Here is a 19,323-nt window from a genome sequence, read left to right as displayed (position 1 = left end):
GCGTGGGGCGAGGACCAGCTTGTCACTACCACCGACAAAAAAGGCGTCGTTACCACATATGTCTACGACGCTAACGGATACATGGCAAGCGCGAGCCAGGACAAAGGTGATTACCATGTGGCGGACATGACCTATAAACTCCTTAACGGAGAAGAGGTCATAGATACTATCACGGACCGTAAAGGCAAAGTGACTACATATGTATACGAAGGGAACAACCTTGTCGCGACTTCCTCCACCGACGGGTCGAGCGCCGTATACACCCAGAACGAGTGGGGCGAGGACCAGCTCGTTACCAGCACCGATAAAAAAGGTGTAGTTACCACATATGTCTACGACGCTAACGGATACATGGCAAGCGCGAGCCAGGACAAAGGTGATTACCATGTGGCGGACATGACCTATAAACTCCTTAACGGAGAAGAGGTCATCGACAGAATAACCGACCGCAAGGGTAAGGTCACCATATATGAATACTCGGGAAACAATCTTTCCCGAACATACGTCGAAGGGACCAGCGAGGAAATATTGTATAATTTGAATGCATGGGGTGAAGATGAGATATACCGGTCTACGGACAAGCGCGGGATCGTAAGCACCTACACATATGGCGATGTGGATATCGACGGATCCGGGGATATTGACGCATATGATGAATACCACAGGCTTACGACCGTTATCCAGAAAAAAGACGATAATATTATCGCGACGATGTCCTATAAAGATCTCGCGGGCGAGGATGTTGTCGATCATGTGACCGATCGACGCGGAAAGATCACAAAATACATCTATGATACCAGCGGCAACCTAACTCGCACTTATGTTGAGGGGACCGATGAAGAGTCCTTATACAGACAGAACGCTTGGGGAGAGGACGAAATATATCAATCCACGGACAAAAAAGGAGTAGTTACTTCATATACATACGGCACATTATCCGGCGTTGAGGGAGTCATTGTATCCGCCTCACAGGATAAAGGCGGATACCACATCAGCGATATGTCATATGCCCTGATCGCCGGTGAAGAGGTCCTCGATACTATTACGGACCGTGCCGGATCTATCAGTAAATATCTTTACCAGAATGGGCTTCTGGTGAAAGTTGAACAGCATCGTCGCGGACTGGAAACAGATGTAGTCACTGAAACGAACTACAGTCAGAACCCATTCGGTGAGGATTATGTCACCACCAGCAAGTATTTGCCCGGCGCCGGAAAAACGTCGACATACCATTATGATGCCAACTGGGACCTGTCATCCCTGGAAACGCGCAGAAGTTCGGACGAAAAACTCCTCTCCTGGACCTATTACGCGCTGAAGGGCGATGTGATCGATTATATGTTCGAGTATACAGGGGAGCCCGGCAGTGAAACAGTGAGAAGTTCCGTATACTATTTTTACGGAACCGACTTTGTACGGGCAAGTGATTCGGAAGGCACTCTGCCGATAGCTGTGACCAATTCTTACCGGGGAGAAAGGACCACACAGACGATCTCTGATGTTAACGACAGCTCTGACCGAAGATCGCAAACCATATTCGCTTCACCTTTGGGCGCCGGGTTCGAGATCGCGGACCTGACTTATAGTTACAATATGGACGGCGAGACCATACGGAGCACTTCCTTCAATTATTATGACCATTCCGGATCCATAGTCCGCGCCACCAACGCTCTGCCGCATGAAGCCATGGCACGTGTAGAATCCTATAAGGGCGATCATGTCTCGGACGATACAACACTTCTGCAGACCCAGACGATCTTTTATACCGGTCACGGCAAAGGTGAAGAGATAGCCGACTACACGCTGTATTACAGTTCAGCTGGCCTTGTGTCGAAAAAAGCGGTGAATTTTTATGGTGAGACAAAGACCCGGGCGGCATCGACAGGACTCGCTACTCCGATAGCCCAGGTTAACATATATAAGAACACAAAGAACATCACCACGGCGGCTTACGTGGACATTTCGGAACTTAAAAGCAAGACTTACTATAACATCAAAAATGGCGCGGATATGCGCTCCCCGGGAGAAGAGTACATAGACTATGTGGAATCGTATCGCGCTAACGGCACGGATGTTCTTTCTCAAAGTGTGTATTTTTATGGAGATTCGCTGATACGTGCGTCCGATGTCGCAATTAACGTGAGTGCGCGCTTATCCGCCAACGTCACCTTAATGGAAAAACTGACCAAAACACAGCTACACGACACCTCGGATGCCGGATATTTCGACTACGCAAGCCTGCCTGATCACCGTATAAGCAACATTACGTTCTTCAAAGGGGACAGGCAGGAGGAAAAAAGCTGGTATCAGCTTTCTTACAACGAAAGTGGCGAGAACCGGGGCAAGGAGGTCAGAAGGACAACGGTATATTTCTACGGCAACAGCGAACAACAAGCCGGTGGCAGTTCGGTGAACGCGGATACGGCGATGCGATCGTCCATCTCCCTGGACGGGGACAGATCGAGCGACATAGGGTCTATAAACAAGAACACATCATCGGGCAGGCGGTCAAAAACGTTTTACGCGGGCGATTTCGCGGGAGATGAAATAGCCGACTACGCCTGGATATTCACAGCCAGCGACGGAGTGAATATATTGCATGTGAACCAGTATTTCTATGGGGACGATCTCCTTGCCGCCACAGATGCCATACAAGGCGAGGACCGTATGTCAAAATTGACATCCCGTACCAGCGATGGCTCCAAATACGGTCAATACAGAGTAAGCGAAACATACTATCAGGGCGAAGCGGGCTTCGAGATGACCGACATGGTAGCCCAGTTCTCCCAATACAGCAACGGAACGGATTATGTAGTTCAAACATCGATATACATATATTTCAATGATGCTAACTTCAGCGGGACATACGATACAGGAGAGATACACGGCAAACGCGCTTATCAGGCCGAACCCGACTATATCATGGAAAAAGTCGTTAATTACCAGGGAGACTATACCTATTTCAAGAGCGAGAAAACGGACATAGAATATGACGACGAAGGCCGTATGACGGCTTTCACCGAATCCGGGTATACTATCGATGGGGTTTACTACACCTTCCGACGCTCTGGCATCACTTATGGAGACCCCACCAGCGAACTGGTTTCCGGCTATACGGAATCCGGGGCCATGGACCAGGAAACCTATTATCACGAGTTCCGCAACATGCAATATGATACGCAGGACCGCCTGGTCTATTCCGACCGCCTTGAGTATGAACAGCCGTCCATCGCGGGGCAAGTGTCCGAAGAGGACCTTGATTACGCCATGAGGACCATAAGCAGAACGGATTATGATACCGAACCCGGTCGAGCTATTGTGACCGACACGACTTACGGGATATCATCACAAGGCACCGTTTCCATCACCGAATCCATGATGAAATATACCCTCGTCGGCGAATCGCGTACCGCGCCCAGCTTCGAAGGCAGCAGCACCATGAATTACCACATGGTGGACGAAGAAGGCAAATCCTTTAACCTGCGTCACCTCCTCACAACATACGGATGGACGGACAGGGACGACCAGTACAACACATGCGGTGACGGATTTTTGCTTTTCGATGCCGATCCCAGCCCGGATGCTACCGGATGGTGGGATGAAATAGTCAATACCGTCGGCGATGACGGCTATATCACGATCGTCGACACATCCATGGACCTGGAGTACCGGATATCCAAAGCTTCCGTTGATTTCATGAACGTGATCGAGCAATCGTACGATAACAGCAACAACGTAATATATCAGGCTGTGGAATACGGTACGGACGAGGGCGCCGACGCGGTCGTAAATACCTCCAGGGTCATTGAGAATGTCTACGAAACACCTTCCCCGACCGCAAGGGCGTCAACCGCTGAAGGATATGATCTGGCGGCGCTATCCGGGACACAAGTACTATCCGAACGCACCATAACCGAATATTATGGCTCGGCCATCATCGGAGATGGCGCGGATAAAGGAGAAGTGTCGGATAGCGCGATATTAAAAAAGAGATCGTTCTACGACTATAAAACGACCGATATAGACAATCCGGACGCGGCACCCCTGATGGTGGAGCATTCAAGCATTACCGAATATCTTACGACCAACGCCGTAGAGAGCGAGGAAACACATGATTATACCTATCAGCGCTATGAAAGCGGTATTCTCCCAAGGTATGAGGTCATAAGCGACACTGTGACAAAAGGTGACGAGATCCAGGAAGTGTATTATGTCCGCGACACGAACGGCAACCTGATATACACAGAAAAAATAGTCAACGGAATATCCGACATCGAATTTAACGGCATAAATGCCGATATAATGGACGTCCTGAACGATGTCGCGAGTTCACAGAACGTGGAAATGACCAATTTCACCGCCACGGACGGCAAGGTAAGCTCCTATATCAGCAGTATCACCGACGCCTTCGGCAATACCACGATCTATAACGTCGATGAAGACAATCTCTCTCAAAGCGTTATAGGCATGCCCAAGAAGTTCATCGCGGCCGACGGCACCGTGATCGCTACTGCCACAATAAGGTCCGTGACCTCCGGGTCGGATATCCTGTACGCGAATTTCGTCTATGTAATACATGATGAACTGACCGGAAAGGACCATGAATTCGCCATTTCCAATCCGGAAGAAGCGGTAACCTGTTTCCAGAGATACGCGAGCTTCGCTAACACCTGGAGATGGGATGCCGCGGAAGGCCAGCGGATATACCAGGGTACCGATCCCGAGCTGGAAGGGTACCGTATACAATACCGATATGACAGACCTATAGCGGTAGTGCCGCCGGAAGCCTACGCGGGCAGCAACCCCGATGACGCTATGATCTTTGACGGCACGGATGATTATATAAATTGCGGCTACATTTCCGAAGACCTGTCCAAAGGGTTCACCATGTCGGGATGGCTGTATTACGATAGTTTCGCCAACTGGTCGCGCATATTCGATCTTGGACAGGGACAAGCGGATGACAATATCCTGTTAACAAACTATGGAACCTCTGACGACCTGTATCTGGATATATATAGGGGGAGCGGGCATACGGCTACCAGCATACCGGACGTCCTGGAAACGAATACCTGGATGTATATAACCGTGACCCTGGACGCTTCCGGCAACTTGACCGTCTACAAGAATGGGGACGCTATATATATAGGCACGACCTCGCTGCCCAACAACGTCGTACGCAACTCCTCCTTTATAGGCAAGAGCAACTGGAGCGGTAACGCCATGTTCGACGGGGCTATGGACGATATGGCCCTGTATAGCAGAGCTCTTTCACAAGATGAGGTCAGGGAAATAATGGATACAGGAGCCGGTTCGGTAAGCTCGGGACTTATCTTGCATTACGACTTCGACGATACCTCGGGAAACATAGCGCGGGATGTTTCTGGTTCCACGAGCACACATAACGGCACGCTACTAGGATCGCCGTCAACGCTATTGGTAGGGAACAATATACTCGAAAGCGGATACACTCCGCTAGTGCTCGTCACGGACACCACCAGCACACAGGACGATATCGGCTCTATCGCTGATGAATACAATGTAGACACGTTCGAGATAACGGTCGACGGCATCCCTATAACCTATTCATCCGGACCTCTCGTCGACGATACCGGTAAGGACGTCATAATTGATAATGGCTACGATCTTGATATCGAATTCGCCGCGCTCGTTGAGTTCACGGTCAAGGGATACAGATTCACGACCGAAACGGACGAGAACGGGAATAACTATATTACCGGCGTTACACATAACGGCGAAGATGTCCTGAGAGGCCTGTCTTACGACTATATGAGCATGAATAAGGTGAATATCCCGGTCACCTATATCTCGTCCACAAGCACCGCAAATAATATCATCCTGGGGGGGAAAGAATACAGCGTATCGTATAACAGCTCCAATAATAATCGTTTCACCCTCACTGAAGTGGACAACCCGGGCAATGTATTCTGGTTCGACAAGAACAGTACCGGTTATGGCGCCATCGTCATCGACGGGAACTACTATACAGGGCATTTTGAGGATTCCAATAAAAAGGTATGGCTTACACCCCGCGTCGTGCTTCCCAACGGTCAGGTATGCGACCTCAAGTATTATGATTATGGTGACGGCAACTATGAAACATACAGACGGCTCTATTACAATGACGTTAACGACCCTACGGGGGACACATATTTTACGGAATCGAGCACTAATCCGGCAAAGACCGGTTCCGCCCGCATAGAAAGTTTCGGCAGTGATACCAATTTCATCATAGGATGGACCAACGAAACGATATATGACGATGGAAAGGTAAGGTACATGCCGCAGATAACCGTGTCATTATATGGCGCCAGCCTGGAATTCGAGGACGTACGCAACGATAACGTACTTGGCGCGGCGACAACGAGTATTTTCGAGAACGCGGATATCGCTCGGCAACTCATAACAGCCACACTGATGGGACAGACAGATCGGCGTTGGGACAGCGAGACCGGAAGGTTCTCCGACACATCCGGGTACATGTCCTACAGCGTGGATTTTTCCGATATCGACAATTTGCCGGTAAGCATGTATATAACCGATGCTATCGGCGAACAGGACTTATCTAATATCGCGAATATAGAACGCGTACAGGCCACGGATCCTTCCAAGACCGTTATACGCATATCCAACAATATACTAGGGAGCACGACTTATATCGTATACAACAAGGACGGGCAGAAAGAGTTCCTGATAACCATATCCAGCGGGAAAAGCTGGTCGGATTACTGGTCGGGATCGGAAGGGGACATAAGCCTGAGCGGGGCGGATAATGTCCAGGAAACACTGAGGTCACGTCTCCTGGACGGTACGTACAAGGTCACTACTACCCCCGTCTCGGAGGGAATAACAAAAGTCGAGATCTATACCATAATAGAGCACGACCAGGGGTTCAAATGTATAACGAAAGAACTCTGGCAGCAGGGATTCGAGCACACACATGTCAGTATGGATATCGGCGGGAATCCATATAGCATAGGCAGTACGCATAATATCCAGACCAATCTGATAGATCCTTCCGGATACGTGATCGCGACCAATATACAGAAGATAGAAGGAAGCACCTTCGACTATGAATTATACGGCGTGGGGCCGGAAAAGACCGCCAGTTATGACGACAATGGTTATTTCCAGACGATATTCGGCCGCGCCCCTACACTTGAGGAAAGGAAATTCTGGAACGACACGTTGTACGGGATGACAGAGACCCACGTGGATGGATCCATGCTCCTATTCGGGGTAGAAGAGGGAGAAACCCCGACCGCGTCCGATAAAGGGTATTTCCAGTCCGTTTTCGGCCGCGCTCCCACGGCCGAGGAAATAACCTATTGGAGCGGGCAGATAGAGACCCTCACGAACTTCGACATAGACGCTCAGCTTTTCGGCACGGACAGGTTCTCGGACGCCGAAGCGGACGCCAACGGCTACTTCCAGGCTATTTTCGGCCGCGCCCCGACCGAGGATGAAAGGGCATACTGGCGGCGCGTGATCATGGAGACCTGTCAAGACGACAACATTTCCATCGAAAAAGCGTTCTCAAAGGCCATCGTCTTCATGATGACCCACAACCAATATGAAAAGCTCCTGCAGAATTCCGACATCGCTCCACATACATCCGCGATAAGCAACTCCTATGATGGCATTGACTATTTCTATGCCGGGGGATATTTCCAGGACAATCAGGGCCATCTATATAACGAGATATTCATCTCCCAGGCCTGGGCCGATCTTGCCGGCACAGAAAAGATCGACCGCTTGATGGACTATTTGGGCATCGCCCGAGACGCGATATCGAGCGACCTTCGCAGCGTTTATTCCATATATTTAGATCAGGTCAAAGGAAATACGGGTAATTCCCGCGCATATACACTCAACGTGTTACGCGAAATAACCCATTTTTCCAATGCGGGAGCCGCGAGGAACTTTACAGGCCGGGTCGTCATAACCGGTGGGGCCCAAAGCATCAAGGATGATCTCGCGTCATTACATGCCGCGTACACACAGGCCATAGACACATTCATGGAAAAAATATATCTTGCTTTCCACGGACGTATCGTAGTAAGCGGTAAGATAAATTCGATAGACCTCATAGGCAGGAATTCCGACCAGTACAAATACTGGAAGAATGGCCTTGTCCTATCTGGCATAAATGACGCATATACCCGAGAAGCCTTCCTGGCCAGCCTCATGACCGATGGCGGGAAGCGCGGGACCAATACCCTCGGGCAGGGATACCAGGAGTATACGCCATATCAGTATTACATTTACAACCTTCCGGATAAACCGATAGCTACCGAGGCCCTTGCCATATCGAAGATAATCCCCATGATGATGGTCACGCGTATATACCAGACCGTACTGGGGATAGACCCACCGGCTAACGCCTTCAGCAATGCTTCCATGGGAGCGATGGTAACAAATGTAGAGGGCGTCGACTATTATCAAGTAAGGGATTCCTTCAAGTTGAACGGGGATTTCCTAAATACACGGATCTTCGGGTCCCAGATATGGGCCGACATGTCCGGTGACGAAAAAATGGACAGGTTGATGGACTATATGGGGCTAGAGCGAAGCTCCATAACAACGAACCTAAAACAGGTATATGCCCAGTATCTCGACACACAGCTCGGGAATCGGACCAATTCCTCGTCATACACACAGAATATCTACAAGGAAATAGCGCATTTCAACAATAACGGCACCATGTGCAACTATACGAGTAAAGTGGTCAACCAGTCGAACCAGGCCAATAAGGACGCCCTGCAGTCTCTCCATAACGCGTATATCGCGACTTTAGATGATGAGCTCGAGGCCGCTTACGCCGCGTTGCACGGCCGAACAGTCGTCGACGGAAGTGCTACGGATACGTCCAGATATATAGGCCGGAACTCCGTGGAATACCTGTATTGGAAGAACCGCATGATAAACCGGGATGATATCAACCTGACCCGTGAAGGACTCGCACGTGAACTCATGGAAAGCGGTACGATAGTCGGTACTGCGGCCCTGGGGCAAGGCCGACCGGCTTTCACCCCGCGCCAATACTATATACATAACCTGCCGGAACAGCCGGAAACATCGGAAATAGTCGCTTTGACGAAGACAATAGCCCTTATGATGGTATACAATATGTTCCGGACGTTCCTGCACGAGGACCCGGATAAGGCCGCGATATATGATGTTAATATGCTTACCAGCACAACTTATGGAGGAACATCATATCTGGCCCTGCAGAACAAATTCGAGTTCAATCAGACGATCTTCCAGACGTACATTTTCGATTCCCAGTTATGGGCGGATCTGTCCGGAGACGAAAAAGTCGAACGCATCGCCGATTACCTGGGCATAACCTGTGGCGGGGCGCACGGGGACATCTCGGATGCCCTCAAGTATGGCTACGCGACATATCTGGACAAGGTAAGAGGGAACACGACCAATTCCCGGACATACACACACCGTATATTATCCGAACTTACGGACTCGAGCCCGGACTGGTGGACCGACAACAGCATTACCGGGACCAACTCCGGCGGCAACAAGAACGCGCGGATCAAAGCGTATAACGCATACCTGGCCACGGTAGACCCGTTCCTGGAACACGCGTTCAAGGCGCTTCACGGCAGGGAAGTGATCAAGGGCAGTTCCGCCAACGCCAGTAACTACCTCGGTGACAAGTCGACCGAATATACGGACTGGCGGAACTGGCTCCTGAACAATTCCGCTACGACGAAAGAAGCCGTCATTTTCCGCCTTATGACCGATACATCCGGAAGAGGAAGCGAACGCAACGCGCGGGATTATTTCGGCGACCATCTGCCCGACGTACAGGGCGCAATACACCTCCAGACACAATTCAGCCGCACCGTCTCGTATGACGCGTTGGGAAATGAACTTTCCCAGTCATCATATACCCGGCAGGGAGCAAACGACGATATAAGTGAAGCCGGCGGCACGGTAGGTAACAGCGGGATCAAGCTTAAAGGCATAAATAATTTCGAGTCATATGTAATTAGGGACGTCATCCTCGACTCACTCGGGGAAGATATAATCATGACAAGTTCCCTGATAAAATCCGGAACGTTCGTTACCTCGGCGGGCTATCTGGACGCGAGGATATCCGGGATGGGTAACGGTGAGGGGGGGATACTTACGGAGATAACGCAATCCGGGACCAGTGACAACCTGGCAAGGCTCAAGACCTATACCAATATCGAGGTCACAAGCTTTTTCAGTGACTTCGGCGCGACGATCCTTGCCCAGAATACTATTACCACGACCATTGCCGATACGCTCATTGACGGACAGCGATCATACATCCAATACGACTCTCTGAATGAAAAAGCGAGTTATATCAAGGTCGTAAGTAAGTACGGGGACTTCCTGGACAATGTCCTCAACTCCGCCGGGACCGCCCTTGAAGCCGTCCACAACAATGTAATAGCGAACAAGGGACTTGGCATCGGCGGCATGGAAAGCTACTCAACAATGGAATTCCGGGTATCCACACTCGACGGCAACGGACGGGTACGCGGCCAGACAACCAACATATTCGAGGACACCGCCGTTATAATCGACGCGATCGACGCGCGTACGTTCGACGCCGAAAGAGGGGTCCTTCTCGACGGCCGCTATTACCGCGTACAAACAGGCGTAAGCGGGAATTCCGTATATCTGCAATTCAGCGATTACGGCAACTCCAGTTGTATATTCAACACCGGGTGGTTCACCGCGGGGACCACAAAAGAGAATACGTATATGTACAGCAACGTTAATCTTTACTACCAGGTCAGGCACGACGCGGTGACCAACAAATTCATTGTACTGGTCAAAGGGGCCAATACCGCCGATACGGCGTACAGGTATTCGCGCGAGACAAAAAGCCGGGATTACGTGGAATACGACGAACTGAACCGTATAGCGGGTTACCAGGAAACCACCGTGCTTTCCCGCGGCACGGAATCCCAGATCCAGAACTACAGACAATTCGACTCATTAAGCGCCGGCACATTGAGCGCCAGGAAAGAGGTCCGGGTCGTATCTGATATCGTATACGACTTCGCCGGGCGCCAGCGCGGATATAAAGAACGTGTCATTGAAATGAATTCCAACGGGGACACGGTCGATCTGTTCCTTTTCGGAGCGGACGAGGCAATGGAGGCGACTTCCGACGGTGACGGCTATTTCCAGGCCATTTTCGGACGCGCGCCTGATGACTCCAAGATGATCCAGGACGGCATCGAACTCGTGCCTGAACGCGAATTCTGGAGAAAGACCGCGTATTCCGAGGGCATCTCAAAGACCATATGCATGATGATGCTTTACAGGATGTATGATACGCTCTTGCATACCGTGCCTACCGCAAAAGCGCTTAGTGAACTCGGCAGTACCGGGACATATGACTCGATAAATTATTTCTACTCACACCCGAGATATTTCACCGCAAGCGATCATCATGATTTCCTTTACGACCGCATATTGAATTCCGAGGCCTTCATCAACTTGAGCGGCGCTGAAAAAATGGAACGCATAGAGGACTTCCTTAATATAGAAGTGACCAATACCGCCAAACGCGACTATTACATACGTTATCTGGCTGGGGAATCGGGCATATCGAACAGCACTGACGCCAGATGGCGTTCAGTCCAGTTCATACGCGATATCATGCATGACAGTAATTACACTTCCCTGAAAAATTCCAACAAACTAGGTAGCACCGCGTTCACGGAGGCGCGAACGGCCTACATAGCCACGCTCAACGACTTCATGGCGAAAGCGTATAAAGTATTCCACGGCAGGGACCTGCTTTTCGCGGGCAATAGTGATACCGTAGTGAACGCCAGTGGCGCCGGCATAAAGAACTCGACCGCCCAGAACGTAGGGCAGGATGAATACAACCAGTGGAAGAACTACCTGACCACGAACGTCTACTACATGCCGGAAACGTTCCTGTACTACCTTATGAGCGATACAAGTAAGTTCGGCGGACCAAGTTATTCACGTTCCTACTACAACCATCACCTGCCTGACCTTATTTTCGACGTGACCAGCAACGAACGTATGGACATACAATATAACGCCCGCAACCAGGTCATTTCATACAACGAGGTGCAGCGCGGCGTCTACGACAACGGTTCAACGACTTTCGTTCATCGCACGGACATGGAGTATGGCGCGGATAATAACATGATAAGTTACCTGGAAGTCATCAAGAAGACCGGTTTTGACGACAAGGGACAGGTCGTGAACTCGAAATATCCGACCCGCGTATCTCCGCTTGCACTGTTCTCTACCACTACCGTAAAACAGTCCCACATGATGTACGATGGCGAGGACAACCTCGTATGTTATTACCGGATATCCTACGGCGATGGGGAAGCCCCGAAACCATACGCGGTAAAATATACGGCTTATGACCACAACAATCAGGTCATCGACAAGTTGGAGACAACATCGCGCATCGACGCCGATGCTAAGACAAAGACCATAAAGTTCATAAGTGAGCTCGTACGCACGAAAATATACGCGTACGACGCCTTCGGGAACGTTCTCTCGAAACGCACAACAAAAACAGAGGTAGTGCAGAAATCCGTCACCAACACGCGAAGCGGCGCTATAACCAACTATAAGCCGACCACCAAAACGACGAATACGAACGAGAAAACGCGGTATGACGACCTGAACCGCATAATATGGCAGAGGTCGGGCGGGTCAACAAACTACCGGTTCGTATACAACGTACTCGCTCAGACGCTGAAATATTCCTTTGTCCAGGGCAAAACATCGGGGAAAGTCTACAATATTATCTACAATCTTTTCGGCAATACGGTAAGCCAGAAGGTCTATAGCGTATCGAAAAGTAAACACACAAAAGTACGTACCCTTGAGAACAAGGCGTTCATATACAACATATACGGGAAACAGGTCAAGGAACTCACACATACCGTATACCGTAAGGTCAGTACCTCCGGCGGCGGCGGTCTTTTCGGCGGGAGTTTCGGAAAAATATTCAACATCATCCTTACAATAGTGGAAGTAGTCGTCATAATCGTGACATGGGGCGGAGCGACACCATTCATAGCAGCCATGCACGCCGCTCTTACCGCAATAGCGTTCGAAGCGGGACGTATGCTGGCCAATGTAGCGCTTTTCGGGCAGGATTTCGGCGCGGCACTCAAACAATTCGCGATGTCGGCGGCCATGGCCATAGTAGGCGCCAATCTCGGGACCATATTGAACGTATTGAACCAGGGACTTACATCCATGCTGAACGGGCTGGGGAACCTTGTCGGTGCCGGAAATATCGGTACGGCCCTACAGAACTTCGCCAACAGTATCTCGAACGGACTGAGGGCTTTCACTGAAAAAATAACCGCTTTCTTCCAGGGAGCCGACACCGCCGCGATAACCGCACAGACGGTCACACAGGCGACCGCCGGACTGCCCGGTCTGATCGCCCAGATCGCTGTACTTCCGCTGGACATTATCGCCGCACCCATTGCGGGAGCTTTCGTCGGCCTGGGAGGCCTTTTCGGAGGCGCAGGCTCATTTATGGGCGCGTTCTTTAACCAGCTGGGCATGGGTCTCAGCATGCTCGGTACGAAGCTTATTACCGCCGGATACAGCGCGAACGGTGGAGGAGGCGCGGCTGGCGCGGGAGCGCCACAATCCATCGGGGACACCTTCGCTCATATGTTCGTCAACGCCTATGCCCCGGTAAGTTTCGTTGGGACAGGCGCCCAGATGTGGGCACAAGCGGTCATATACGCCATTCGTGAGATAGGAGCCTCCGTAGTTAACAATCTTGAACTATTGAAAGGCAAAGCTGCCATGTTCTTCAACGCCGCATGGAACACGGTACTGGGTGCTATGCAGAACAACGCCGCACAGAACGTAAGCAATGATATAGCTCTCGATTCCGGCAGCACATTCACGCGGGACACATTCGCAAAACTTCTAGGGAGATCAGCGGCTAATAATTTCTTCAACCTTGCCAAAGCAATGATACTGGATGAGGCCCTTCCAGATAACGCGGAAATACTATCCGGCTTACTGGGGCGGGCGCTGTCCGAAGGGTTCAATAATTCCGCATACATGGACATGTCTCTAATGCGGCGCGAAGCATCCAGCCAGCGATCCCTTGACAGTGTCGCCGCCGGGCTGCTTGGCGCCCAAAACGTACGCTTTGAGGGTGTTTCAGGCGACCAGGCGCATTATACATACACACGTACGGACGCATCCGGGAACAACATTAAGGTCGATGTATATTTCGGTATGACAGTAAGGGATAATACAGCAAAACTCAATACCAACAGCAGACTTGAGGTCATTGACACCGGCAATAATGACATGGTAGCCACGTACTTCGCCAACAACACCGATCCTATATCCGTAAAAATAGACAAAACTACCGGCATGATAAACAACAACGACGGGTTGGGGCTCGAAGTCCCGGGTAAGCGACAGTTCTCGAATTCCGACATGGTACAGGGCCTTAACGACCTGGCCGGCCGGAAGGATATAAACCTGGTCGCCGACTCGCACGGTATCCGGTGGATGGATGCCGCCAATAACGTTGTAGCCAGCATCTCTCCTGTATCCGGGATACAATTCACCGGTCATGCGGGAGACCAATTCTCGGCAATGGTATCCAGTTTCGATACGGCGGCCCTTTCCGACAGGCTTTCAAACCTTATGGCGTCGGTACTGGAAGCCGCGGGCAACAGGGACTCGTCATCGCTATCATCTCTTCTGAATATCACACCCGGCTCCCTCAGGCTGGATGAGTCAAGCGTTTTCGCGTCCTCTTTCGGGAACGGAGAACGGTTACTACAGGGCCGGCAAGAGATGACCCTATATTCACCCAACGGCGAAGAGAGCGTAACTATCGAGGTCGCGTTCACCGCCAGGGAGAATGGAGAGCTCATAGGTTCTCCGGAGATCCGCATGGATAGCGAGGAATTCATAAAATTGCGCGACATGACAGGTGGGGCGGACATATCAGCGATGCTATCCGAAGCCGTGAATGAATCCGCTAATAACGCCATGGAAGGCAAGAGCGGCGTCATGGGAGATGTCCAGTATCTGATGATAGAGGTAGACCCGAATACCGGCCAGATAGAGAAGGGGACCGTCACTTTCGACCTTATTGACCCAAGCGAAGGCACCATTGAACCTGTAACTGGGAAATTTGACGGTAAAGAACTCAGGGATAAAGCGGGGGATGATTTTCTCGCGAACGTCATGAACCTCGTGGTCCCGGGTATGGGTAGCCTGCTAAAATACGTGCTTATGCCGGTGGCAATGGTCGTGATCGCCAGTGTAGAAGCGCTATCAAACCTGCTGGTGACAATTGCGGCGTTCACAAAGAACGCTACTGTGGCTAACCTTGCGATATCCTTCAACAAGGTCGCGGGGAACCTGGTGGTGTTCATGTTCGCCCTGGCTCCGACAGAAGCTTTGGCGATACAGAGTCTGGGTACCATTTCAAAGCTTAGCAACAACACAAGGGATCTCATAAAAGTTGCGCTGGACAATAATTTCCTCACGATAGGCATGATAAAGAACGCGCAGGATACGATCAAGAGCCTTGGGCATAACGTCCTCAGCATCGTACAGATATCCATAGATAAAGGCATATTCAACCAGAACATAGCGCTCGAGGCACTATCTACGTTCCGGGACCTTTTCGCGGATAATGCCGCGATAGTGGGATTCGCGAAAGAAGCCTTCAAGAAAGGGCTTCTGTCCGCCCAGGAGTTCAGGGAAGCCATCGAGGGCGGGCTTGACGTCGCGCGAAGCCTTGCCCGGGATGCCGTAAAGACGATAAATCTTTCGCTGGAGCATCTTGACCTCACACCGGAATTGCAGGAAGCCATAGTTAACACCGTACAACAAGGGGTCGATTCGGCAAAACAAATATTCGACGCGGCATTCGACGACGCCGGCAAGGCCATAGATGGCGTATTGACCGAACAGGTCGCCTTGAAATACATCGGCGTCCTGGAAGAATTCAGCAATATAAAATTCCAGAGCATGGATAAAGAGTACGTTAACCGCATAGTTTCCACGATAATAAGTGGACTACAGCACGCGATCGACAAGATAATCAGTTCCGGAGCGGCCAACGTAGCGACCGCGGAATTCGTCAACCGGACAGCCACCCTGATCACCGATCTCCTGGATAGGGCGAAAGACAAGCTCGACATTAAAACAGTGCTCGGCATGATGCATGTCCTAATGAAACTTTCAGCCGGCGATAACGTGGAACTTAACGATGCTTCCGTTAAAAGCATAATAGGGAGCGTTAACCTCATACTGCAGCAATACGATAACAGCGTATTACATGCCGGCGCTATTACCGTATATGCCAACCTTTTCGATAAGCTGGCCTCGGGTTCCGCGAACGTATCCGCGGACACACTTGGCGAGATCGCCGATCTTTATGGAAGCGCCGTCGTAAAGGTCAAACTTGACCCGAATAACCTCGAAATGATACTTGATGCCGACCTCAAAGTACTTATGTCCATGGCCAACCTGATATTCAACGGCCAGCTTACACCGGACCAGCAGAAGAACCTGACCGCCCGCGTGTTCAAGATCATATACGAGTCGAACCTGAAACGCACTGAATTTGCCGCTTCTCTAGGCCTGGAAGGCACTCCGGAACTAATTACGCTGTTCACTAACAACCAGGTGCGGTATATAGCCGAGGTCAGCGCTTTGATGTCACGGATAGATTCCAACGGTATAGATGTACGCGCCGTGGCCGAAATGCCGCGATTCATAGACACGTCCACGGGTACCGGCGTAAATGTCCTGATCGAAAGTTTCCGTAGCCTTTTCGCATCTTTACCCGCCAACGCCGCTATGCAGGCTATGGGTTCTATCGATAACATCAACGACCTTTTAGGGCTTGAAAAAGCCGTATTCGCCGCGGCCACGCGTGAGGCAATGGCTCAACAAGGCCTGGAAACCCCGGTCGCCGCAGGTGATAGGGCGGAGGAGACCCTTGTTTTCAGCTTGCGGGCCTCGTTCTCCCGGGCTGATGTCATGTCGTTATTCTCAAAATTACTTGAAGCCCGTCCCGACATACAGGACGGGACAAAGGTCGTGATCAATAATATTACCTTCACCATCGGTAACGGACGGTCCACCCTTATTGCGGACAAAGCGTTTGAAACCCTATCCGATATCCCCTACAGCTACCGTATATCCGAAACCGAGATGGCTACGATCCTCGCGACGATGGAAGTATGGGGCGTAAGCACGGATGGCGGATTGGTCGGACGGATAATCGCAGGTGACACCCCGGTCGAGCTGTTTAAACCGGACCAGAAAGGTCCATCATCAGCAGGGATATCCCTGCCCGACAGCCTGATATCGGAAGGGTTACTCCTCTCAGGCAAAAATAACGGCACAACCATACGTATAGAAAAGGGAGGAGCGCTGGTCGTAGCGGGCGAGAATCTCATGCCGCTTACCAGTGGTTCCCGGGAGATCAGGTTCGCTGAAGGATATGAACTTCAGGGGATGCGGATACTGGAGGACGGGACCCTCGCGGATATTGATATGCACGGCAACGCCATGATCAGGAATGGAATGGTGCTGGATATAGCAACCGGTGAGGCAAGAAAAGTGGAAAGTATTAAAGCAGCCGACGGTTCTATGATATTCGCGAACGTTTCCTGCACAAGAAGTCCGACCGGGGAATGGACTCCCGACCGCGATACCGGAGACATTCTGGTACCTTTTGCCCGTATGGCCACCTATACAGGGTTATCAAGAGAAAATATGCTTTCGTCACTTAAAGCATCCGGGATAGACCTGTTCAGCAAGGATAGCACCATATCCTCCTTGAACTTGCAGACAATCAACACATCCGGGGAACCCGGAAGTTCACTTGTAGCGGCGGAGAAGATATTCCTGTCCGGGAAAATGGGAGGGGCGGTATTGGCCGTAAAACTCGGGCGCGCTGGCGATGTTATTCAAGCTGAAGTGACCGATACTGCGGGAAAGTCCACGACATTGGCTCCCGGGGACAGCGTAACAGGTGATTTTGGTTCGGTTGCCGGTGGATCCGTCAGAGAAGTCAGGTTGGATACCGAAGGGGCTTTAAGGATATCCCTCGCGGGAGAACGCATGATCATGCCCGCTACCGGCGAAGGTTCATCCGATACCGCGGCCGTAAAAACGGACGCTGACAGGACCAATTATACCCTTAACGTGGACCGTCTCACAGGAGACACCTGGTTAGACGGGAAAGTGGAGGCCGTATATACCGGTGGCCTTTCGGGTAAAAATGACCCGTTCAAGGGGTTCCGTATGCTCTACAACGCGGATGGGGCGGAAGCCAGAGTGAACATGAACGGCGAGACTAAAGTTATCCCAGCCGCTAATATCGACAATATAGTCCAGGGCCTGACTTTGAGCTCCGCGTCGCTTGAAAGCGCCGCTTTACGCACAAAAATGCGTGACGCGGTGGGAGTAGCTGTTTTTAACGACCTTTTCGGCAGAATAAATAAAGCCGGCGACATGTTCGATACGGAAACTACCGGTAAACTTATGGGGCTCATGAAAGGGACCGCCAGGTATATCGTTAACGCCAAGCTGGGAGGGGCCCGCGATATCACGGCCTCCGTCGAGGAGGTAAGCGAAGACGTCCTGTGCCGGGTGGCCATGAACGCGGGGACACCTTTCTCAGCGCAAATAGGTCCACGATCGTCAAAACTACAGGGCCGTATAGATGCGCTAATTGACCATACCGGGAACGCAAAGGTGATGGACGACATTACACTGCGCGGGGCCGGTACCGACGAGGAGATCACCCTGATCGGCGGAAAAACCTTCATCACGATCGGCGAGGATGCTGTCGTCAACATATCCGGGGCGGAATACCGGGTAGACGCCGGGAAAAAAGCGTATGTGGACCGTTTCCTACGGGCTTCCGGGGAGGCCTCCGAAAACACCCGGGATGACCATAGCCGGCGGATAATACATCTGGAGACCGACAGTACCGGCATACATATAACTGCAAGCACGGGGACGATAAGGAATAATTTCTTTGTGCTTGAGAATGATCAGATCCTTTCTTTAGGCAGTACGTTCACCACAGAAGGTCTGGATACCCGTCTTTCCATCGGTACGGAGGATATAAGGCTGATCGGAAATGGAACAGCCAGTTATTGTAACGGTTCCGTGGCGAACGCCATAAAGATCATCGACGGGTCATTGTCCTTCGGACTCAAGAGTGCCGATATAACATTGCCCGAAGGCAGGTACCGCGGACGGTTCCGGAACTCTACC

At 51.1% G+C, this 19,323-nt stretch carries 1 protein-coding gene (cut by a window edge); it reads left to right on the top strand.

Translation table 11 applies throughout. The annotated features are described in order from the left end of the window. The first annotated feature begins 81 nt into the window (after positions 1 to 81). Positions 82 to 19,323, top strand: the 5' portion of a protein-coding gene (locus PHH49_03510; protein MDD5488016.1) for a hypothetical protein. The gene runs 12,609 nt beyond the window's last position; the window shows 19,242 of its 31,851 coding nt (coding positions 1-19,242); it begins with the start codon at positions 82 to 84; its stop codon lies off the right edge, out of view.

This window comes from Candidatus Omnitrophota bacterium, from assembly GCA_028715965.1.
Taxonomy (GTDB): Bacteria; Omnitrophota; Gorgyraeia; order Tantalellales; family Tantalellaceae; genus JAQUQS01.
This window is presented reverse-complemented; position numbering and strand designations above follow the sequence as displayed.